This window comes from Sagittula sp. P11, assembly GCF_002814095.1.
Classification (GTDB): Bacteria; Pseudomonadota; Alphaproteobacteria; order Rhodobacterales; family Rhodobacteraceae; genus Sagittula.
Genome location: NZ_CP021913.1, coordinates 4,213,046 through 4,234,787 on the forward strand (window position 1 = coordinate 4,213,046; position 21,742 = coordinate 4,234,787).

The window sequence follows — 21,742 nt, forward strand, 5'->3', positions numbered from 1 at the left end:
ATCGACTGACGGTCGGCGTATGGCCGCTTGACGTGAAGGTAGGGCCGGGAAGGCGGAACGCGTAGTCCGGAAGTCCTGACTGGTGGAATTCCCGACCCCGCCCTTGACGTGGCGGCCCCCGGGTCCATGGCGCGCTGGCGGGGCGACCTGCCGGGTCAATCGGGCGCGGCTCTGGCGCTTGAAGCCCGCCCGAACGCGGCTATGTTGGCGAAGCGAAAAAGGAGACCGGAATGGCCGAGAAACGCAAGCTCTTCGAGGAGGTTGGCGCCGAGACGCCGAAACAGGCCCCCACCGGCGGGATGATCGACAAGGCAAGCCGCGGCGCGCGCGGGGCGATCCGGATCTGGCTGATGGTGCTCTTTGTGCTGGTCGTGGTGATGATCGCCGTGGGCGGGCTGACCCGGCTGACCGACAGCGGCCTGTCGATCACGGAATGGAAGCCGGTCACCGGGGCGCTGCCGCCGATGTCGGAAGCCGCCTGGACGGCCGAGTTCGACAAGTACCGCGAGATCCCGGAATACCAGTTGCAGAACAAGGGCATGTCCATGTCCGAGTTCAAGACGATCTACTGGTGGGAATGGGGCCACCGGCAGCTTGGCCGGCTGATCGGCGTCGTCTGGGCGCTTGGCTTCTTCGGGTTCCTGCTGGCCGGCCGGATGCCGCGCGGCACCTCGGGCATCGGACTTCTGTACGGCGGCATAGCCTCGCTCGGCATCGGTGCGCTGGCCATAGCGGGCAGCATCGCGGGCCTCCTGCCGCTGGACACCAACGGCCTCGTCGCGGCGATGATCGCGGCGCTGGTGGTGTTCCTCCTCGGCTTCATGCGCGAGGAGGCGCCGGACTGGATCCCGCGCCTGCTGTTCATCGGTCTGCTCGGCGCGCTGCAGGGCGCGGTCGGCTGGTGGATGGTGCATTCCGGCCTGTCCGGCGAACGGCTCGACGTGGCCTCCTACCGGCTGGCGACGCACCTTGGCGTGGCCTTCGTCATCCTCGGCTACATCGCGTGGTACACTTACGCGCTCGCCCGTCCGGAGCGTGACCTGATGCAGGCCCGCAGGCTGGGCGAGGCCAAGCTCTTCGGCATGACCACGGGCCTTCTGCACTTTGCCTTCCTGCAGATCCTGCTGGGCGCGCTGGTGGCGGGCATCGACGCGGGCCGCAACTACCCGAGCTGGCCGCTGATGGAAGGCGGGCTCTGGCCGTCGGACATGTTCGTCGAAAGCCCGGCCTGGCGGAACTTCTTCGAGAACCCCGGCCTCGTGCAGTTCATGCACCGCATGGCGGGCTACCTGCTCTTTGCCTTCGGCGTCGTGGTCTGGCTGAGGGGCCGCCGCTCGGCCAATTCCGACACCCGTTACCGCTACAATGCGATGTTCGCCATGTTGCTCCTGCAGGTGGTCATCGGTATCGTTACGGTTGTGTATATGGCACCGTTGCACATCGCGATCCTTCACCAGTTCGGTGCCGTCCTTCTTTGGGCACTGATCCTGCGCGCAAGGTTTGCGGCACGCTACCCGGTGCCCCAGTCTGTCAGGGGACCCAAGTGACACTCCAAGCTTTTAACGAGTTGATGGCCTTCCAGCGCGACACCGAAGCGCTGGCCCAGATCGCGGGACGTCTGTCCTGGGATCAGGAAACGATGATGCCGCGCGGTGCGGCGGACCAGCGCAGCGACGAACGCGCGGCGATGGAGGCGGTGCTCCACCAGCGCCGCATCGACCCGCGCGTGCGCGACTGGCTCGAGGCGATCCCGACCGATGGCCTGTCGGAGCAGGACCGCGCCAAGCTGCGGCTCATCCGGCGCGACCACGACCGCGCCGCCAAGGTGCCCGAACGGCTGGCGTCGGAGATCGCGCGCACCGTCAGCCGGGGCCATGTCACCTGGGCGGAGGCGCGCGCCGACGACGACTTTGCCTCCTTCGCGCCGGTCCTGTCGGAGATCCTGAAACTGCGGCAGGAAGAAGCCGCGGCGCTGGCCTGCGGCGGCGACCTCTACGATGCGCTGCTGGACAAGTACGAACCGGAGGCGCGCGCCGAGGACCTCGTCGCCATGTTCGGCGCGCTCAGGCCGCGGCTGGTGGCGCTGCGCGAGGCGGTGCTGTCGAAACCCGCGCTGCCCGGCCTGACGAAATCCTTCAACGAGCAGGGGCAGATGAAGCTCGCCCGCCTGCTGGCGAAGACCTTCGGCTACGACTTCCGCCGGGGGCGCGTCGACAAGGCGGTGCACCCGTTCTCCTCCGGCTCCGGCGACGACGTGCGCATCACCACGCGCACCGTGCCGCTCGACCCGTTCAACTGTCTCTACTCGACGATCCACGAGGTCGGCCATGCCGCCTACGAACAGAACGTCGATCCGTCCTACCGCCTGACGCCGCTGGGGCAGGGTGTGTCGATGGGCGTGCACGAATCGCAAAGCCGGATCTACGAGAACCAGCTTGGCCGCTCGCGCGCCTTCTGTGGCTGGCTCTACCACCAGATGCGCGACACCTTCGGCGACTTCGGCATCCCCGACGAGGACACCTTCTACGGCGCCGTGAACCAGGTGCGGAACGGCTACATCCGGACAGAGGCGGACGAACTGCAGTACAACCTGCACGTGCTGCTGCGCTTCGACCTCGAACGCGCGCTGGTGGCGGGCGACCTGAACGTCAACGACCTCGAAACCGCGTGGAACGACCGGTTCAAGGCCGATTTCGGGTTCGAGGTCGACAAGCCGTCTAACGGCGTCCTGCAGGATGTGCACTGGTCGGCGGGCCTTTTCGGCTACTTCCCGACCTACAGCCTCGGCAACGTCTATGCGGGCTGCCTGCACAAGGCGCTGACCGAAGCGGTGCCGGACCTCGACGCGCAACTGGCGCGCGGCGATACCTCTGCCGCGACGGCCTGGCTCAGGGACAACCTCCAGCACCACGGCAGCCTCTACCAGCCGCGCGCGCTGATCGAGAAGGCGACCGGCAGCGCCCCTTCGGAGGAACCACTGCTCGATTACCTCGAAGCGAAGTTCACCGCGCTCTACGATCTCTAGCCGTTCGCGGGCGTGTCGCCACCGGCACGCCCGCCCACAGGCCGCGCGGCCTCAGATCAGCGCCATGCGTTCCGCGCGCTCCGGGTCGGGGAAGGGGCGGTAAAGCCCGGTCTCCGCCACCGCGATCAGTTCGTGCACCGCGCGGTACAGCCCCTCCACCGTGTCGTCATGGGCGCCAAGCGCCCGGAACGCCTTGTCCAGCTGGGTCATGTCCTTTACCTCGATCTCCAGCAGGAAATCGCGGTGCGCGCCAGAGGCGAGGTTCAGCTTGCGGCGCATCAGGCGCCAGCTTTCGATCGCGCCGATGGCCCGCAGATGGGACATCCAGTCATCCAGCGCCTTGGCAAAGACAAGCGCCTTGGCGTCGTTCTTCAGGTCGATTGCACAGGTGTACAGGTTCATCGCATCTCCTCCGACCGGGCAGGAGTGCACCCGTTTGCCTTTCAGCCGGGTTAAGACAAAAAAAGAGGTGGCTCCGAAGAGCCACCCTCAGTCGGTGTAGTACAGGGAAATACTTGCTCAAATGTCTTAAAGCGCCACGCGCCAGCCACCACGCACAAGGCTGTAGTGACCGCCACCGGCAAGGATAACGGGAAGGGCCAGTCCGGCCACGATGGCCACGCTCAGCAGCGAATGCGCCGTCAGCCGGTCGAGACCGGGCAGCAGCAGCGCCATCGCGCCGTAGATCGTCAGCCCCAGCGCCGCCACGATACGGGTGCGGACGCCGAACATCAGCCAGACAGAGATGACCCAGAGCAGGCCGGACATGATCGTCCCGGCCAAGGCGGTATGGGTGTCATTCAGGGAAAGCGCGCCATGCGACTGGGAGGAAAGGAGGATGTGCTCGGACGCGGTGTACGCCAGGGCACCGGCCAAGGAGATGCGCAAACCGCACATCAGACCGTCGAGGGTCTTTGCCATGAATGTTACCTGCTCGCATTTTTTGCTTTGTTAAGGAATGTTAATCATCCTTAACGTGTTTTCAATTGCGAGATCGGTAAACCTGACGTTGCAGAAATGAAATTACTCTGCGGCGGCGCGCTCGGTCCTTGTGGTCTCGATGTCCTCGAAACAGCCCAGGACGAAGTCGACGGTGTTGCGGATCACTGGGTCGTCGCGGCGGGTTTCGTGGTAGAACATCCACACCTCGATCACATGCGGCGGCCTCTCCGGATCGTAGGCCACCAGCTCCGGATCGTTCATCCCGACGAGGTCGGGCAGGGGGGCCGCCAGCCCCGCGGCCTTGGCGACGCTGATGATGGCATCCGCGCTGCTCACCCGGATCTTGGGCGGCTTGCCAAAGGCGTCGAAGCCGAATTTCTGGAACGGCATGTCATCCATCTGGGCGCTGTAGCCCGCCCAGTTCTTCGGCTCGGGCACGCCTGCGGGGCGGTAGAGGCGCACGGGCAGGCGGCCCACCCGGCGCGTCACAACGCGGCCCTCGGCGGGCCGGTTCGTCTGGATGACGATGTCATGATCCCCGAGCCCGTCCTTGAAGACGCGGTCGGTCAGGTGCAGTTCGATCCCGTCCAAGAGGTCGCCGTAGCGATTCATGCCGGGGATCAGGATGTTGCGCGCGATGAAGGGGACAGAGCCCAGCCTCAGCGGAATCGGCGCGGCGTCCGTCCCGACGCGGCTGTGAAGCGCGGTCTGGATCTGGCCGTCGAAGGTCTGGGCGATCTGGATCAGGCCCTTCACCGCCTCGGATGGCTGCCAGCCGCCGGGCGTCTTGATGAAGGCCGCCTCTCCCAGCGTCTCCGACAGCCTGTCGATCCGGCGGGATACGGTGGCGGTGTTGGTGCCCAGCATCAGGGCGGCCGCCTTCATCGTGCCGGTGCGGGCCAGGGCCACGAGAAACCTCAGATCGTCCCAGTTTTCCATTGCAGTTTCCCGAGGGCCAGCCTGGCAGGTTTGAGGGGTGAAGACCCGGTTTGCAGGACGTGATGCCCGCCAGGGCGCCGCACGTTTCCATAAACTTTAGGTAGATCGAGACAAAGCTGCAATGACGACTTTGCGAAATATGCACGGCACCGACGTCTCGAAAGTATAGGCGGCATGTACCTGTTTTCGTTGTTTAAACCAATCGTGAACCAAAAGTTAACGCAGCGGAAACTACATCCAAAGGTTGATTCGACCGGGCGGAAAACGGTTGCCGGAACAGCAAACGGCCCGGCGCAGGGCCGGGCCGTGACGATCTCTCGCATAGGCCGACTGTGTCAGTCGGCGCTGTCCTCGGGCTCTTCGTCGGCCTGGTCCGCGATCCATGCCACGGACACCACGGTTTCGCCCGCGCCGGTGTTGAACACCCGCACGCCGCCCGCGCTCCGCGACCGGAACGAGATGCCGTCCACCGGCACCCGGATCGACTGGCCGGTAGAGGTCGCCAGCATGATCTGGTCGCCCTGTTCCACCGGGAAGGAGGCCACGATATCGCCGCCGCGCATGGATTTCTCCCACGCGGTGACACCCTGGCCGCCACGTCCGCGCACCGGGTAATCGTGCGAGGACGACAGCTTGCCCAGGCCCTTGGCGGTGACGGTCAGGATCAGGTTCTCGACCGCCGACATCTCCGCATAGCGTTCCTGCGGCAGCGGCGTGTCCGCATCGCCTTCCTCGTCGCCGGCCTCGTCGTCTGTCACGCCGGCCATCAGGCGGCGCATCTTGAGATAGCTGGCACGTTCGTCCGACTCCGCCTCGAAGTGGCGGATCACCGACATCGACACGACCTCGTCGCCGTTCATCAGGCGGATGCCGCGCACGCCGGTCGAATTGCGCGAGTTGAAGACCCGCACCTCCGGCACCGGGAAACGGATCGCCCGGCCGGAGTTGGTGACCAGCATCACGTCGTCATCCTCCGAACAGATGCGCGCGTTGATCAGGCGGGTGTTCTCGTCCTCGCCCTCGAACTTCATCGCGATCTTGCCGTTGCGCATGACGTTGGTGAAATCCGACAGCCGGTTGCGGCGGACCGAACCCTTGGAGGTCGCAAAGACGATCTGAAGGTCGTCCCACTCGTCCTCGTCCCGGTCCACGGGCATGATCGCGGCGATGGAGACACCGGCCGGGATCGGCAGGATGTTGACGATCGCCTTGCCCTTCGACGTGCGTCCGCCCAGCGGCAGGCGCCATGTCTTCAGCTTGTAGACCATGCCGTCCGTCGTGAAGAACAGAAGCTGCGTGTGGGTGTTGGCGACAAACAGCGTCGTGACGACGTCGTCCTCCTTCAGCCCGCCACCGGACAGCCCCTTGCCGCCGCGCTTCTGCGCGCGGAAGTCAGCCAGCGCGGTGCGCTTGATGTAGCCGCCCGCGGTGACGGTCACGACCATGTCCTCGCGCTCGATCAGGTCCTCGTCGTCGAGGTCGCCGGCCCAGTCGACGATCTCCGTGCGGCGCGGCACGGCGAACTCGTCGCGGATGGCGGTCATTTCCTCGCGGATGATGCCGGTGATCCGCTCGCGGCTCGACAGGATCTCCAGGTAGTCCTTGATCTTGGACGCCAGGTCTTCCAGCTCGTCGGTGACTTCCTTGACACCGATCTGGGTCAGGCGCTGCAGGCGCAGGTCGAGGATCGCACGGGCCTGCGTTTCGGACAGGTTGTAGGTGCCGTCCTCGTTGGCCTTGTGGGTCGGATCGTCGATCAGCGCGATGTAGGGCAGGATCTCGTGCGCGGGCCAGCGCCGCTCCATCAGCCGCTGCCGGGCCTCCGCCGCATCGGCGGACGACCGGATCGTCGCCACGACCTCGTCGACGTTCGACACCGCCACGGCCAGACCGCACAGCACGTGAGACCGTTCGCGGGCCTTGCGCAGCAGGTAGGCGGTGCGGCGCGCGATCACGTCCTCGCGGAAGTCGAGGAACGCCGACAGGAAACCGCGCAGCGTGAGCTGCTCGGGCTTGCCGCCGTTCAGCGCCAGCATGTTGCAGCCAAAGGAGGTCTGCATCGGGGTAAAGCGGAAAAGCTGGTTCAGCACCACCTCGGCGGTGGCGTCGCGCTTCAGTTCCACCACGACCCGCACGCCATCGCGGTCGGATTCATCCTGGACGTGGGCGATGCCCTCGATCTTCTTGTCGCGCGCGGCCTCGGCGATGCGCTCGATCATCGTGGCCTTGTTCACCTGGTAGGGGATGGCGCTGATGACGATGGCATAGCGGTCCTTGCGGATCTCCTCGACCCGGGTGGCGGCACGGATGATGACCGACCCGCGCCCTTCGAGGTAGGCCTTCCGCGCGCCGGACCGGCCCAGCATGATGCCCCCGGTGGGGAAGTCCGGGCCCTTGACCCATTCCATCAGGTCCTCGGAGCTGAGGTCGGGGTTGTCCATAAGCGCCAGCGTCGCGTCGATCACCTCGCCGAGGTTGTGCGGCGGGATGCGGGTCGCCATGCCGACGGCGATGCCTTCGGCGCCGTTGACCAGCACGTTGGGATAGCGGGCCGGCAGAACCGTGGGCTCACGTTCCTTGCCGTCGTAGTTGTCCTGGAAATCGACGGTTTCCTTGTCGATATCCACCAGCAATTGCAGCGCGGATTTCGCCAGCCGGCTTTCGGTGTAACGCATGGCCGCCGGCGGGTCGCCGTCCATGGAGCCGAAGTTGCCCTGGCCGTCGATCAGCGGCAGCGACATGGAGAAGTCCTGCGCCATGCGGACCAGCGCGTCGTAGATCGCGGAATCGCCGTGCGGGTGATAGTTGCCCATCACCTCGCCCACGGATTTCGCCGACTTCCGGTACGACTTGTCGGGCGTGTAACCGCCTTCGTGCATCGCGTAGAGGATGCGCCGGTGCACAGGTTTTAGGCCGTCGCGCAGGTCCGGAATCGCCCGGCTCACGATCACGCTCATCGCGTAATCGAGATAGCTCGACTTCATCTCTTCTTCGATGGAGATCGAGGGGCCGATGTAGCTCGGACGCTTTTCTTCTTCGTTTTCAGGGGGTTCGGGCGTATCGGTCACGTCTGGAGCCTGTCCGTCATTCTGCCATATCTTGTTGGCGCTCTTATATCAGATGCAGGATATGGGGTGCAATGGCGCGGGGTGCAGTGCTTTTGGCAGCCACCGGATATGCCTGCTAACACACTGTTTTCATTGAAAAGTAATAACGGTCTCGGCACCATGTCCTTACGGCAAACTCCAAGGGCTAACAAGATGCAGATGACCGAAACGGAATTGATGCTGAAAGGCTACGGGCTCACCACGGCAGAGATCTTCTATCGCATGCCGGATTACCGCAACGTGCTGAACACCTTCGTCTGGCAGGATTACGACCTGGCGCCGGACCATCCGAAGCTTTTCGGCTTCATCGAGTTCTGGCAGGACAGGATCGAGGGGCCGCTGCACTCCATCCGTTTCACCCACCGCAAGATGATCTCGCCGGGCGAATGGCGCAACGTGGTGGGTGAATTCCGCTACCACTGAGGGGCTGAAACGGCACAAGGGCGACCCGTGGCCGCCCTTGTGTGAAAGTCCGATCCGGCGCGTTACTGCGTACAGATTTCCCGCGGTCCGCCACCGTAGGGCTGGAACGTGCAGTCCGACGCGCGGAACGACCGGTAGGCACGCTGGCAGGCGCGGATGTTGCACTGCTGCTGAGCGGTGGTCTGGCCCACGGAGTCGGCCCAGGACCGGATCACGAACTCGCGCAGCCCGTGCACGTCGCCGTCCTGCAACTCGCGCTCCACCGTGCGGCGCAGCTCCTCGATGTCCTTGCCGCGCACACGTCCGTCGTTCTCCATCCGCGAGAGGGCAGCCCCCAGCGCGATCTCCAGCTCGGAACGGTCGTCACGCGCCACCGCTTCCGCCTCGCCCGGCTCGGACCGCACGGCGGCGACAACCGCCTGCGCGCCACTGGCAGCAGGGTCAGGGGTGCCGGGCGCGACCGCCTCGGGCTCGACCGCACGGGGCTCCGCCACCTGCGGGATGCTCACGTCCATGCCCTGCGCCGCGGTCAGGAAGTCCGACCAGATCTCCGCCGGGATCGAGCCGCCGGTGACCTCGTCCATGGGCGAATTGTCGTCGTTGCCGACCCAGACGCCCACGATCAGCGCGTCGTTCCAGCCGACGAACAGCGCGTCGCGGAAGTTCTGGCTGGTGCCGGTCTTGCCCACGGCGCCGGGCACATCCGCCACGGCCTTGCCCGTGCCGTCCGTCACCACGGCCCGCAGCATCGCCGCCATGTCGGCGCGCGCGTTCATCAGCTGCGCGGTGCGGCCGGTCATCTGCGGCGTCTTCCACTTGAACGGATAGTAGGTCTGTTCGTTGCCAGCGGTGATGCCGCTCACGAAATGCGTCTCGAACGGCGCGCGCCCGGTGGCGATGGCGCCATAGGCCGCCGTCAGGTCCAGCAGCGACACGCCCGAAGCGCCAAGCGCGACCGACGGCGTCTCCGACAGCTCGGCGTCGATGCCCAGCAGCCGCGCGGTCTTCACCACGTCGGCCAATCCCACGTCCATCGCCAGCCGCACGGTCGCCGCGTTCATCGACTTGGCAAAGGCGGTGGCCATCTGCACGTCGCCATAGAACCGGCCGCCGAAGTTCTCCGGCGCGTAGCCGTCGATGTCCACGGGCCGGTCGGAAATCACCGTGCCGGGGCTGTAGCCGTCGGCCAGCGCGGTCAGGTAGACGAAGGTCTTGAAGGTCGACCCCGGCTGCCGCTGCGCCTGCGTCGCCCGGTTGAACTGGCTCACCTGGTAGTCCTTGCCGCCGACCAGCGCCGCGACGCTGCCATCGGGACGCAGGGCGACCAGCGCCGCCTCCATCGGCAGGCCCGCAAGCCGGGTCTGCACCGCGCGCTCCGCCAGCCGCTGCAATTCGGGATCGAGCGTTGTGCGCAGCGCACCGGCACCGGAGAACCGCGCCGCCAGCTGTTCGCCCTGACGCGCCGCGATGTCCGCGAACCAGCCGCCATAGGGCTGCTCGCCGGAGGAGGGCGCCATCACCGTCAGTTCGGCCAGTGCCGCGTTGGCGGCGTTCTCGTCGATGCTGCCGCTCGCAACCATGGCGCGGATCACCACCTGGGCCCGGTCGCGCGCCGCCTCCATGTCGTTGCGCGGGTTCACGATGGACGGCGCCTGGATCGACGCCGCCAGAAGCGCGCTTTCCGCAAGGCTCAGGTCGTCGATCGGCTTGCCGAAGTACACCTGCGCGGCAGAGGGCATCCCGTAGGCGCCGCTGCCGAGGTACACCCGGTTGAGATACATCTCGAGGATCTCGTCCTTGGTGTGCGCCGATTCCAGTTCGCGGGTCAGCAGCGCCTCGTGCAGCTTGCGCTTGTAGGTGCGTTCCGGCTCAAGGTAGCTGATCTTCACAAGCTGTTGCGAGATGGTGCTGCCGCCCTGAACGATCTCTCCGGCGGCGGCGTTGGTCCAGAACGCCCGCCCGATGGAGCGGTAGTCGAGCCCGCCGTGATCGCGGAACCGCTGGTCCTCGATGGCGATGACTGCGTTTTCCAGCGTGTCGGGGATGCGCTCGATGGTGGCGTAATCGGCGGGGCGCTCGCCGCGGGCAAACAGCGGCCCGCCGGTGGCGTCCTCCAGCCGCAGGGGCCGTTCGCGCCGCGCTTCGAGCGCGTCCAGATCGTCGAGGGAGGCAACCGCCACCGACACGCTGGCGGCGCCCAAGAGGGCCACGGTGCCCAGCGCAAGGGCCGTGCGCGTCTTCCAGCCGGTGCGGCCCAGCCTGCGCCCGACGCCCGACCCGAAGGTCCGCGCGCCGCCGAATAGCTGCTTGCCGTGGTGCCGGATGGCGTTGCGGGAGGTGGACGGACGGTCCTGTGACTTTTGCTCGCTGGTCATTCTGGTCTCTCCTGTCGAAAGACCAATGCCCGGAGCCCTCTACCGTTCCCGCCTGATACAAAAATTTGCCGCAAAGGCGCGGCCGGTGTGGCCGCGCTGCCGTTTACGGCATCTTGTCCGGTCAGGTCAGGGAATGATGCGCGTGTATTTCACGCCTTCCAGCGTCGCGCCGACCCGCAGGCCGGACTGGCCGAAGATCACCGCGATCACCGGCGCAAGCGACGTGGTCGTCTCGGCTGCCAGCGCCTCGCCCTTTTGCGGGGTGGCATAGGCAATACCGGCGCCCGCGGCGAAACCGCCGGAACGGCGGAAGGTCTGCAGCGCGTCGTCGGTCATGAAGAACAGGACATGGCTGTACTGCTGGACACCGATCTGAAGGCCGCCCGACGCCTTGACCATGTTGTAATAGTCGACCGTCGCGCCACCGATCCGCAGCGCGCCGTTGCCGCCGCCGCCGCCAAAGCCTAGACCCGCTTCCGTCACCAGCGGCATGACAAGCTGGCCCGCGGATTTCTCCGCCAGTTGCCGGGTCGCGGGGTAGTCGCCGTAAAGCTGTGCAAGCGTGGAGTCGACCCTCGCGTCGATGGTTGCCCCGCCGTTGCCGCCGACGCCGTTGGCGCAGGCGCCCAAAAGGCCCACGGCCCCAAGGCCGAGAAATACGTCGCGTCGCGTATGTGTCATGGTGTGCTCTTTTCTGCCGATGCCTCGTTCGTCCGGCTGTGCCGCCGGTTGCGCCTTTTATACGCGCGCGCGGGCGGCTTGTCACCTCAACTTGTGGTCGATGCGCGAAGACCCGCTATTGATGGGGGCAGGCGATGGGGAAACGGGCAGGGGCCGCCTTGCCCGGCGCAGGCCGGCGGACGCGGCGTCAGGCGCCGCCCCTCTGCAAGGCGTTGAAATCGTTGACGGGGCAGCGGCCGGGCGCCAATAGCGCCCAGCGCGCCTCAGCCGTTCAGAAGACGCGCGGCGGCGGGGGCAAAGTAGGTCAGCACCCCGTCGCAGCCTGCGCGCTTGAAGGCGGTCAGGCTCTCCATCATCACCTTCTGGCCGTCGACCCAGCCGCGTTCGCCCGCGCCCGCCAGCATCGCGTATTCGCCCGACACCTGGTAGGCGAAGGTCGGCGCGCCGAAGGTGTCCTTGGCGCGGCGGCAGATGTCCAGATACGGCATCCCCGGCTTTACCATGATCATGTCCGCGCCTTCGCCCAGGTCGCGGGCGATCAGCCGCATGGCTTCGTCGGAATTGCCCGGGTCCTGCTGGTAGGTCTTCTTGTCGCCCTTGAGCGCGCCGGACGCGCCCACCGCATCGCGGAACGGCCCGTAGAAGGCAGAGGCATACTTGGCCGCGTAGCTCAGCAGCAGCACGTCCTGATGGCCCGCGCCTTCAAGTGCGGTGCGGATCGCGCCGATGCGCCCGTCCATCATGTCCGAGGGCCCGATGATGTCGGCGCCCGCCTCGGCTTGGGACAGCGCCTGCTTCACCAGCGCCTCGACGGTGCGGTCGTTGACGATCACCCCGTCCTCCACAAAGCCGTCGTGGCCGTCGATGCTGTAGGGGTCGAGCGCCACGTCGGTCATCACCGCGATGTCCGGCACCGCCGCCTTGATCGCGCGGGTGGCGCGGTTCGACAGGTTCTCGGGGTTCCAGGCCTCGGCGCAGTCCTTGGTCTTGAGCGCCGGGTCGGTATAGGGAAACAGGCAGATCGCCGGGATGCCCAGCGCATGGGCCTCGCGCGCGGCTTCCACCACCTTGTCGACCGACAGCCGGTTCACCCCGGGCATGGAATGGATCGGCTCCGACACGCCCTCGCCGTCGCGCACGAAGACCGGCCAGATGAAGTCCGCCGGGCTCAGCACCGTCTCGGCCACAAGCGCGCGAAGCGCGGGCGTGCGGCGCAGACGGCGAAGTCGCAGGGCGGGGAAGGGGGCGTGGCTGTGCATCTGGCATCTCCTTTGGCTTCGCGCGCAAAAGGGATGCACCCGCGGTCCCCGCTTGTCCAGTGGCCCGCCCGCGACGAATTGGGGCGGGCCGCAGGGGCGGTTCCGTCAGGCCAGGGCGCCCTCGCGCACCTCAAGCGCCTCGGGCGTGCCGCGGCGGGCCAGGTAGTCCGGGCGCGGCGCGGGAGCGGCAAACGGCGCCACGGGCGCGTTCGACACGGCGTTGTAGACGAAGAACGCGTTGGAGCGCGGGCTGGGCGTGATGTTCCCGTTCGAGCCGTGCAGCGTGTTGCAGTCGAACAGGATCAGCGTGCCCGCCGGACCCTCCGCATCGTCGATCCCGCAAAGGCGCGCCATGTCGGCAAGGCTCTCCTGCGAGGGCGTGCCCACCTCCTGGCGTGCGAGCGAGGACTTGTGGTTGTCCTCGGGTGTCTCGCCCCGGCAGGACACGTAGGTCTTGTGCGACCCCGGCATCAGCATCAGTGCGCCGTTGTGCGCCACGTTGTCGGTCAGCAAGAGCGAGGCCGACAGCGCGCGCATCCGGGGCATCCCGTCCTCCGCGTGCCATGTCTCGAAGTCCGAGTGCCAGTAGAACTCCTTGCCGGTGAAGCCCGGCTTGTAGTTCAGGCGCGACTGGTGGATCGCCACCTCGTCGCCCAGGATGAAGCGGGCGATCCCCGCCAGCCGGGCGTCGCGGGAAAGCCTGTCCATCAGCGCGTCTTCCGCCTCCAGTTGAAAGACGGTGCGCACCGCGTCGCCGCCCGGTTCGGTGACGACGTGATCGGCATCGCTGCCCGCCAGCCGGGACCGGATCTCTCCGGCGCGGGCGACCAGCGCCTTCACCTCGGCCGGGGTGAACAGGTCCTTCAGCACGAGATAGCCGTTCCTCTCGAAGAATGCGGCCTCCTCGCGGGTGATCGGCGCATCCGCCTCCCAGTCCTGCCAGAGCACCGGGTCCTCACGCTCCATCCAGCGCTCCCGCTCGGGGGCACGGGTGGGGTAGGCATCGGCGCATGCGGGATCGGGCGCGTATTCCAGCGGCATTGGTTCCTCCTGTGATTGGTTTTCGGCGACGGACGATCAAGCATCCGTCTGCTTCCTCAGCGCACGGGACCCGCCCCGGGTTCCATCCTGTGTGCACCCGCCGCCGGGGAAGGAAGCCACGTCAACGCCGCCCGCGGGTCCCGACTGTTTGTCGCTGGGCATTTGCGCGGACGCGCGGTAGTAAGTCCGAAAAGCAGCAGGGAAAAGGCAGGCATGGACTGGTACGGCACGGTGTTCGAAGTGATCGACATGCGGTCCTTCTCCAACCTCTGGTTCTGGATCGTCCTCGCCGTCCTGTGGTCCTCGACCAGCCACTGGGTGCTGGGCGTGCCCTTCGACATGGTCGCCCGCGCGCGCCGCAGCGGCGGGCAGGCAGAACAGGACCTCGAGGACCTGGTGCGCATCAACACCAACCGCTTTCTCTACATCGTCGACGAATCCGGTCTCTTCCTCTCGGCCCTGACGTCGGCCTTCCTGTCGGGCGCCGCGATCCTCGGATTCTGGTACGGGGTGGAACTGGCGCAGGCGCTCTTCCTGCTGGGCTTCCCGATGACGCTGGTGGGGCTGCTGAGCGTCTATTCCGCGCGCCGCATCCGCGCGGGCGAGCAATCCGGAGAGCCGCTCTGGCGCCGCCTGCGGGTGCACCGGGTCATCACCCAGATGATCGGGCTTGTGTCGATCTTCGTCACCGCGCTCTGGGGGATGTTCCAGAACCTCTCCATCGGCGTGCTCGGCGGCTGAGCGCCGGGCAGGGCGGCGCATAGCCCCGCCCTACGTCGGGCCGGTCCTTTGTGGGCAAGGGCGTGCGATGTCCTTCGCGGGGAGGGTTTCGGGACTCACCAGAAGAAAACCCTGCTTTCTGCCGATGCCGTCCCTCGCCGTCTTGCTGCCTGACAGGGTCGTCGCCCCGCGCCAAGCAAAATAGCCGTATCCCCCTTGCGGGGGCCCCTCGGCGATTTGGCTTGTCCCGGCGCGCCGCCCCCGTCGGGGCATCGACAGGCGAGGGACGGCTCCGGAAGAAAGCTGGCGGCGGTCGGGCCGGTGCGGGGGCGCGTGTGCCGGGCCCTTGCGCTGGATCGGTGACGGCGGGGGACGGAGAGGTCTTGCTTGACGGCGCCGCACGGTCGGGCCATCTGGGGCGGCATGGCTGGACAGGTGATCATCGGCGGCGCCCCGGAGGGCTTTGACGCGCGGCTCGTGCTGGGCGAGGTGGCGAAGGCGGGCGGGCCGGTGGTGCACATCGCCCGCGACGACAAGCGGCTGGCGGCGATGCGCGATGCGCTGGCCTTCTTTGCCCCGGACATGCCTGTGGTGGTCTTCCCCGCCTGGGACTGCGTGCCCTACGACCGGGTGTCGCCCAATGCCGACATCTCGGCGGCACGCATGGCGACGCTGGCGGGGCTGGCGCACGGCATGCCGGACCGCTTTGTCCTGCTGACGACGCTGGGCGCGGCCATGCAGCGTCTGCCCGCCCGCGAGGTGCTGCGCGAGGCGGCCTTCACCGCCCGCGTGGGCGACCGTGTCGACGAGGAGGCCCTGCGCGCCTTCCTCGTGCGCATGGGGTTCAGCCAGGCACCCACGGTGACGGAGCCCGGCGATTACGCCATCCGCGGCGGCATCATCGACATCTACCCGCCGGGCGAGGGCGGGCCCGTGCGGCTCGACTTCTTCGGCGACACGCTGGAGGGCGCGCGCCGCTTCGACGCGGCCTCCCAGCGGACGACGGAAAAGCTCGACGTGGTGGAACTGGCGCCGGTGTCCGAGGTGATCCTCGACGAGGCGGCGATCCTGCGCTTCCGCCAGAACTACCGGATCGAATTCGGCGCGGCAGGCACCGACGACCCGCTTTACGAGGCGGTGAGCGCCGGCCGCAAGCACGCCGGGATCGAGCACTGGCTGCCGTTCTTCCACGACCGGCTGGAAACGCTCTTCGACTACCTGCCGGGCGCGCCGGTGCTGATGGACGACCAGCTGACGCCCGCGCGGCTGTCGCGCTGGGACAGCATCGCCGACCAGTACGAGACCCGCAAGCACGCGCTCTCGCAGAAGAAGACGCTGGGCAGCACGGTCTACAAGCCCGTCCCGCCGGACCTGCTCTACCTCGATGATGGCGCGTGGGAACAGGCGATCGGCGACCGCCGCCGCGTGCAGTTCCATCCGCTGCCGCAGGCCACCGGGCCGGGCGTGGTGGACGCGGGCGGGCGCATCGGGCGCAACTTCTCCCCCGAGCGCCAGCAGGAAAACATCAGCCTGTTCGCCGCCCTTGCCGACCACGTGAAGAAGAAGCTAGATCTGGGCCCTGTCGTCATCGCCTCGTGGTCCGAAGGGGCACGCGAACGCCTCACCGGCCTGATCGAGGACGAGGGCCTGGCCGAGGTCATCCCGATCTCCAACGCCACCCGCGTCGGCAAGCGCGGTCTGCACCTGGCGGTCTGGGCGCTCGACACCGGGTTCGAGGCCCCGTGGGAGGCCGCGGGCGACAAGGGGCGGATCACCGTCGTCTCGGAACAGGACGTGCTGGGCGACCGGCTGATCCGCAAGCCCGCGAAGCGCCGCAAGGCCGAGAACTTCCTGACCGAGCACCAGTCCCTGTCGCCGGGCGATCTGGTGGTGCACGTCGACCACGGCATCGGCCGCTACATGGGGATGGAGGTCATCACCGCCGCGGGCAGCCCGCACGAATGCCTGCTGCTGCAATACGCCGAGGACGCAAAGCTCTACCTGCCCGTCGAGAACATCGAGCTGCTGTCCAAGTACGGCCACGACGAGGGTCTGCTCGACCGGCTGGGCGGCGGCGCGTGGCAGGCGAAGAAGGCCAAGCTCAAGGAACGCATCCGCGAGATGGCCGACCGGCTGATCCGGATCGCCGCCGAACGCGCCCTGCGCAAGGCGCCCATGCTCGACCCGCCGCCGGGCGCCTACGAAAGTTTTGCCGCGCGTTTCCCGTACTCCGAAACCGACGACCAGCTTGCCGCCATTGACGACGTGATGGCCGACCTCCAGTCCGGCCAGCCGATGGACCGGCTGATCTGCGGCGACGTGGGCTTCGGCAAGACCGAGGTCGCGATGCGCGCCGCCTTTGTCGCCGCCATGTCCGGCGTGCAGGTGGCGGTGATCGCGCCCACGACGCTGCTCGCCCGCCAGCACTACAAGTCCTTTGCCGAACGCTTCCGCGGCTTCCCGCTCGAGGTCGCGGCCCTGTCGCGCTTCGTCCCGGCCAAGCAGGCCGCCAAGACTCGCGAGGGCATCGCCAAGGGCACCGTGGACATCGCCATCGGCACCCATGCGCTTCTGGCCAAGAACATCCGCTTCCAGAACCTCGGCCTCTTGATCATCGACGAGGAGCAGCGCTTCGGCGTGCAGCACAAGGAACGGCTGAAACAGCTCCGCTCCGACATCCACGTGCTGACGCTCACCGCCACGCCGATCCCGCGGACGCTGCAGCTCTCGCTGACCGGGGTACGCGACCTGTCGATCATCGGCACGCCGCCGGTCGACCGCCTGTCGATCCGCACCTATGTCTCGGAATTCGATCCCGTCACCGTGCGCGAGGCGCTCCTGCGCGAACACTACCGCGGCGGGCAGTCCTTCGTCGTCGTGCCGAAGATCACCGACCTGCCGGAGATCGAGGAATTCCTGAAGGAACAGGTCCCCGAATGCTCCTACGTGGTGGCGCACGGCCAGATGGCGGCGGGCGACCTCGACGAGCGGATGAACGCCTTCTACGACGGCAAGTACGACGTGCTGGTGGCCACCACCATCGTGGAATCCGGCCTCGACATCCCGACCGCCAACACCATGATCGTGCACCGCGCCGACATGTTCGGCCTCAGCCAGCTCTACCAGATCCGGGGCAGGGTGGGCCGGTCCAAGACCCGCGCCTACTGCTACCTGACGACGAAGCCGCGCGCAAAGCTGACCGCCACCGCCGAGAAACGCCTGCGCGTGCTGGGGGCCATCGACATGCTGGGCGCGGGCTTCAGCCTCGCCTCGCAGGACCTCGACATCCGCGGCGCGGGCAACCTCCTGGGCGAGGAACAGTCCGGCCAGATGCGCGACGTGGGCTACGAGTTGTACCAGTCCATGCTGGAGGAGGCGATCTCCAAGATCCGCTCCGGCGAGATGGAGGGCCTGACCGAGGAAGACGGCCAGTGGGCGCCGCAGATCAACCTCGGCGTGCCGGTGCTGATCCCCGAAGACTACGTGCCCGACCTCGACGTGCGGCTGGGCCTGTACCGCCGCCTGTCGTCCCTGACCACCAAGGTGGAGCTGGAAGGCTTTGCCGCCGAGCTGATCGACCGCTTCGGCAAGCTCCCGCGCGAGGTGAACACCCTTCTTCTGGTGGTGCGCATCAAGGCGATGTGCAAGCGCGCGGGCATCGCCAAGCTCGACGGCGGGCCGAAGGGCGCGACGATCCAGTTCCACAACGACAAGTTCGCCTCGCCCGAGGGGCTGGTGGCATTCATCAACGACCAGAAGGGGCTGGCGAAGATCAAGGACAACAAGATCGTCGTCCGCCGCGACTGGAAGAAGGACCGCGACAAGATCCAGGGCGCCTTCGCCATTGCCCGCGATCTGGCCGAACACGCGGGCGTCCTGAAGAAGCGCGCCGAGAAGGCCTGACTCCGGTCATGCGCCTGTCGGTCTGCGACCGCGTGCCGCCGGGCAAACCGCGTGGTGCGGCGGCGTTTCCTGTTTGGCGGGCGGGACCGCTCCGTTAACGTGTATGAACGAAACGTTAACGGGTGTTCACCATGCGAGTTCTCACGGTTCTTCTTCTCATCGCCACCACGTCCTCCGCCACGGCGGAACCGCTCACGGCCGCCGACCTGCGGTCGCGGCTGGCGCCTTACCAGACCGCGCAGGCCTACGACTGCCGGGACGTGAGCTGCAAGCAACTGCGTTCCTGTGAGGAGGCCTGCTTCAAGCTGATCCAGTGCGGACAGTCGAAGCGGGACGGCGATCACGACGGCATCCCCTGCGAAAACCTCTGCCGCTCCCGCTGCTGAGGTTTTTCCTGCCTTTCGGCCCGGCGTTCACGCGGTCGTGATGACCGCTGGTGCGGAAATCCTGCGTCGCACCGGAAAACGGTCTGGCTGACCCCGAATGGGGCGCCCCGGGGCCGGGGCGATGGTTAACAACCGGCCGGTTCAGGGGGCCGAACCGGCCGGGACTCACCTTTCCAAAACGTAAACGGCGCGCGGTTAACAGGCCGCGCGCCGCATGTCTTGACTTGGTTTGGGGCCGGTGCGCGGGCGCTCAGGCCCGGCGGCGACGCCCGCCACGGCGCCCGCCGGCACCGCCACCGGCTTCCCCGGCAGGTTTGTTAAAGGAAATCCAGGCCGCGCCACCGTCGTCGTGGTTGGTCAGCAGGTTGGCGGCGCGGATGGCCTCCATCTCCTTGCCGGGACGCGGCTTGGTCGACCCCATGCCGAACAGGGTGACGAAGGTTTCGTCGTCCATGTCCTCGGGCAGGATGATGCCCGCGGCTTCAACCTGTTGTTTCTTCTCGGCAATCTTGGCCGCGTTGATCGGCAGCGCCACCGGGTTCATGATCGCGGAGGTCATGCCCGCGCCCATCGCCATCGGCAGGAAGGCATTGTTGATGCCGTGCCGGTTGGGCAGGCCGAAGCTGATGTTGGACGCGCCGCAGGTGGTGTTCACGCCCAGCTCCTCGCGCAGGCGCCTAACCAAGGTAAACACCTGATGACCAGCCGTGGCCATCGCGCCGATAGGCATGACAAGCGGGTCGACCACAATATCGTGTGCCGGGATGCCGAAATCGGCCGCGCGCTGGACGATTTTCTTGGCGACGGCAAAGCGGACCTCCGGGTCCTCGCTGATGCCCGTGTCGTCGTTCGAGATCGCCACGACCGGCACGTTGTATTTCTTCACCAGCGGCAGAACCAGCTCCAGCCGCTCTTCCTCGCCGGTGACGGAGTTCAGCAGCGGACGCCCCTCTGCCGCTGCAAGACCGTTCTCCAGCGCGCCGGGAACGGAGGAGTCGATGCACAAGGGAGCGTCCACAACCTTTTGAACACACTCGACAAGTTGGCGCATCAGCTCCGGTTCGACAAAGTTGTTGTCGGCATAGCGCGGGTCCTCGGCCATCTTGTTGGAGAACACCGCGCCGGAGTTGATGTCGAGCACCGTGGCCCCCGCCGCGACCTGCGCGATGGCGTCCGCCTCCACGCGGGAAAAGTCGCCGCGCTCCAGTTCCTCGTTGAGGATCTTGCGCCCGGTCGGGTTGATACGCTCCCCGATCACGCAGAACGGCTGGTCAAATCCGATGATCGCGGTTTTGGTCTTCGACTCGACGACGGTACGGGTCATGTGGTGGTCTCTCCCTTCAATCGCGCGCACAGAGCGTCGAGCGATATGTCCTTGAAATCCTGTAGTGTTTCGCGTGCGCCGCTGGCCCGCAAAGTGGCATCGTCGAGGCTGGAGCGGATACCGATGGCATAGGCCCCGGACCCCGCCGCAGCCCGCATCCCCGAGGGGCTGTCCTCGAAGGCGATGCAGTGGCCGGGTGCCACGCCAAGCTGGCGCATCGCCTCCCGGTAGGGCATCGGATCGGGCTTGCCGCGCTCACATTCTTCCCCGATTACAATGACTTCAAAGGCGTCCCTCAACTCGATGGCCTGCAGCATCGCCTCGGCGTTGGCGCGCATGGCGTTGGTCACCACCGCCAGCCGCCAGCCCTCGGCCTCTGCCGCGCGCACCAGCGCCTGAACCCCCGGCATCCCCGGATAGGGACGCGGCAGACGATTGCGGAACTCCGCCTCCTTCGCCTCCGACAGGCCTTGCGGATCATCCAGATCGGGCAGGATTTCCGCAAAGATATCAACGTTCAGGCGGCCGTGGACCCGGGCCATGTAGAAGTCGTGGGTCACCTCGATCCCGTAAGGCGCCATCATTTCGGCAAAGACACGGGCGTGGATCGCGTCCGTGTCCAGCATGGTGCCGTCGAGGTCGAAGAGCAGCGCGGGTTTGGTCATCCGTTCGCCGGGCGCGCCGCTTCGCCGCCGTTGTCGATGGCCCACTCGGCGTTGGTCTTGATGCCGCCCAGCGGGAAGAAGTGCACCTGCTCGATACCGAACGCCGGGTTGGCCGCCTTGTGGGCCGCCAGCTCTGCCAGGACGTCCGTCGGCTCGTAGGGCAGCAGCAGCTTGGTCACGTCCATCGCGCGCTTCTGCAGCACCTTGAGCGAGGGGCCGACACCGCAGGCGATGGCGAACTTGATCAGCGTCTGCAGCTTGGCCGGACCCGCGATCCCGATGTGGACGGGCAGGGAAATCCCCTCTGCATTCAGGCGGTTGACCCATTCGATGATCGGCTTCGCCTCGAATGCGAACTGGGTGGCCAGCGCCATCTGCGCGTCCGTCCGCTCCGAGAACGACTGCTTCCAGCGCAGCGCCTCCATCACCGCACGGTCGGAGCCGTCGGGGTCGATGTCCTTGTTGCCCTCGGGGTGGCCCGCCACGTGCAGCCGCTTGAAGCCCGCCTTGTCGAACAGGCCGGTTTCCATGAGCTGCATGGAGGAGTGGAAGTCGCCGTGCGGCTCCGACACGCCGCCGGCCAGCAGCAGCGCCTGCTCGACGCCGGCCTCGCCCTGGTACATGGCGATCCAGTTCCCGAGCGTCGCGGCGTCCTTGATGATGCGCGCGGGGAAGTGCGGCATCACGTTGTAACCCTCGGACGACAAACGCTTTGCCGTGGCGACCATCTCTTCGATGGGGGTGCCGTCGATGTGGGCGATGTAGACCCGGGTGCCTTCCGGCAGCAGGTCGCGGAAATTCTCCACCTTGGAGGCCGTGCGCGGCATGACCTCGATGGAATAGCCCTTCAGGAAGGCCTCCACGGCGGCATTGCCCGGGGTCTCGGTGAAAGAGCGGTCTTCGCGTTTACGAAATTGGAACAAAGCCATGAGAGCCTCCTTCAGGGTCATCA

Annotated in this window: 17 protein-coding genes; 6 read left to right on the top strand and 11 right to left on the bottom strand. The window is 66.8% G+C overall.

Features of this window, described 5'->3' with window-relative positions; translation table 11 throughout:
• The first annotated feature begins 230 nt into the window (after window positions 1–230).
• Window positions 231–1,547: a COX15/CtaA family protein gene (locus CDO87_RS20310; protein WP_100930465.1), complete on the top strand. Its 1,317-nt coding sequence runs from the start codon at window positions 231–233 to the stop codon at window positions 1,545–1,547.
• Between the two features lie 23 nt (window positions 1,548–1,570).
• On the top strand, window positions 1,571–3,025 hold the full coding sequence (locus CDO87_RS20315; protein WP_100930466.1) for a carboxypeptidase M32: 1,455 nt from the start codon (window positions 1,571–1,573) through the stop codon (window positions 3,023–3,025).
• 51 nt (window positions 3,026–3,076) lie between these two features.
• On the opposite strand, the gene CDO87_RS20320 is transcribed toward CDO87_RS20315, so the two are convergent.
• The 4 genes from CDO87_RS20320 to gyrA form a co-directional block, all read right to left on the bottom strand.
• A complete protein-coding gene (locus CDO87_RS20320; protein WP_100930467.1) occupies window positions 3,077–3,427 on the bottom strand; it encodes a DUF6614 family protein in 351 nt (116 codons plus the stop codon).
• A 126-nt stretch (window positions 3,428–3,553) separates the two neighbouring features.
• Window positions 3,554–3,946 carry a hypothetical protein gene (locus CDO87_RS20325; protein ID WP_100930468.1) on the bottom strand — a complete coding sequence of 131 codons (393 nt, stop codon included), beginning with the start codon at window positions 3,944–3,946 and terminating at the stop codon, window positions 3,554–3,556.
• 102 nt (window positions 3,947–4,048) lie between these two features.
• Window positions 4,049–4,906 (bottom strand): LysR family transcriptional regulator, encoded by an 858-nt coding sequence (locus CDO87_RS20330; protein WP_100930469.1) that lies wholly within the window; start codon window positions 4,904–4,906, stop codon window positions 4,049–4,051.
• Between the two features lie 335 nt (window positions 4,907–5,241).
• A complete protein-coding gene (gyrA, locus tag CDO87_RS20335; RefSeq protein ID WP_100930470.1) occupies window positions 5,242–7,974 on the bottom strand; it encodes a DNA gyrase subunit A in 2,733 nt (910 codons plus the stop codon).
• Between the two features lie 192 nt (window positions 7,975–8,166).
• Here gyrA and CDO87_RS20340 point away from each other — a divergent pair, with 192 nt between their 5' ends.
• A complete protein-coding gene (locus tag CDO87_RS20340; RefSeq protein WP_100930471.1) occupies window positions 8,167–8,436 on the top strand; it encodes an usg protein in 270 nt (89 codons plus the stop codon).
• Window positions 8,437–8,498: 62 nt separating this feature from the next.
• Here CDO87_RS20340 and CDO87_RS20345 read toward each other — a convergent pair whose 3' ends face one another.
• The 4 genes from CDO87_RS20345 to thpD form a co-directional block, all read right to left on the bottom strand.
• Entirely contained in the window at window positions 8,499–10,811 is a 2,313-nt protein-coding gene (locus tag CDO87_RS20345) for a PBP1A family penicillin-binding protein (protein ID WP_100930472.1), read from the bottom strand.
• Window positions 10,812–10,937: 126 nt separating this feature from the next.
• The gene (locus tag CDO87_RS20350; RefSeq protein WP_100930473.1) at window positions 10,938–11,492 is read right to left on the bottom strand and encodes a YSC84-related protein; all 555 of its coding nucleotides are present in this window, start codon (window positions 11,490–11,492) and stop codon (window positions 10,938–10,940) included.
• A 263-nt stretch (window positions 11,493–11,755) separates the two neighbouring features.
• Entirely contained in the window at window positions 11,756–12,751 is a 996-nt protein-coding gene (gene hemB / locus CDO87_RS20355) for a porphobilinogen synthase (protein WP_100930474.1), read from the bottom strand.
• Between the two features lie 105 nt (window positions 12,752–12,856).
• Window positions 12,857–13,792, bottom strand: a complete 936-nt coding sequence (gene thpD, locus CDO87_RS20360) for an ectoine hydroxylase (protein ID WP_100930475.1) — start codon at window positions 13,790–13,792, stop codon at window positions 12,857–12,859.
• A 213-nt stretch (window positions 13,793–14,005) separates the two neighbouring features.
• On the opposite strand from thpD, the gene CDO87_RS20365 reads away from it, so the two are divergent.
• The 3 genes from CDO87_RS20365 to CDO87_RS20375 all read left to right on the top strand — a co-directional run bounded on the left by CDO87_RS20365 (window position 14,006) and on the right by CDO87_RS20375 (window position 18,801).
• On the top strand, window positions 14,006–14,533 hold the full coding sequence (locus CDO87_RS20365) for a component of SufBCD complex (protein WP_100930476.1): 528 nt from the start codon (window positions 14,006–14,008) through the stop codon (window positions 14,531–14,533).
• 402 nt (window positions 14,534–14,935) lie between these two features.
• The gene (mfd, locus tag CDO87_RS20370; protein ID WP_100931054.1) at window positions 14,936–18,415 is read left to right on the top strand and encodes a transcription-repair coupling factor; all 3,480 of its coding nucleotides are present in this window, start codon (window positions 14,936–14,938) and stop codon (window positions 18,413–18,415) included.
• Window positions 18,416–18,546: 131 nt separating this feature from the next.
• Entirely contained in the window at window positions 18,547–18,801 is a 255-nt protein-coding gene (locus tag CDO87_RS20375) for an excalibur calcium-binding domain-containing protein (RefSeq protein WP_100930477.1), read from the top strand.
• A gap of 250 nt (window positions 18,802–19,051) precedes the next feature.
• Here the strand turns inward: CDO87_RS20375 and CDO87_RS20380 are convergent, their stop codons facing one another.
• From CDO87_RS20380 to CDO87_RS20390, 3 genes are read right to left on the bottom strand one after another with little or no spacing between them, the layout of a single operon-like run.
• Entirely contained in the window at window positions 19,052–20,125 is a 1,074-nt protein-coding gene (locus CDO87_RS20380) for a methyltetrahydrofolate cobalamin methyltransferase (protein WP_100930478.1), read from the bottom strand.
• Complete coding sequence (locus tag CDO87_RS20385; RefSeq protein WP_198521768.1) at window positions 20,122–20,790, bottom strand: HAD family phosphatase; 669 nt, start codon at window positions 20,788–20,790, stop codon at window positions 20,122–20,124. The genes CDO87_RS20380 and CDO87_RS20385 overlap by 4 nt, the downstream gene beginning before the upstream one ends.
• A complete protein-coding gene (locus CDO87_RS20390) occupies window positions 20,787–21,719 on the bottom strand; it encodes a 5,10-methylenetetrahydrofolate reductase (RefSeq protein WP_100930480.1) in 933 nt (310 codons plus the stop codon). The genes CDO87_RS20385 and CDO87_RS20390 overlap by 4 nt, the downstream gene beginning before the upstream one ends.
• Between the last annotated feature and the right edge of the window lie 23 nt (window positions 21,720–21,742).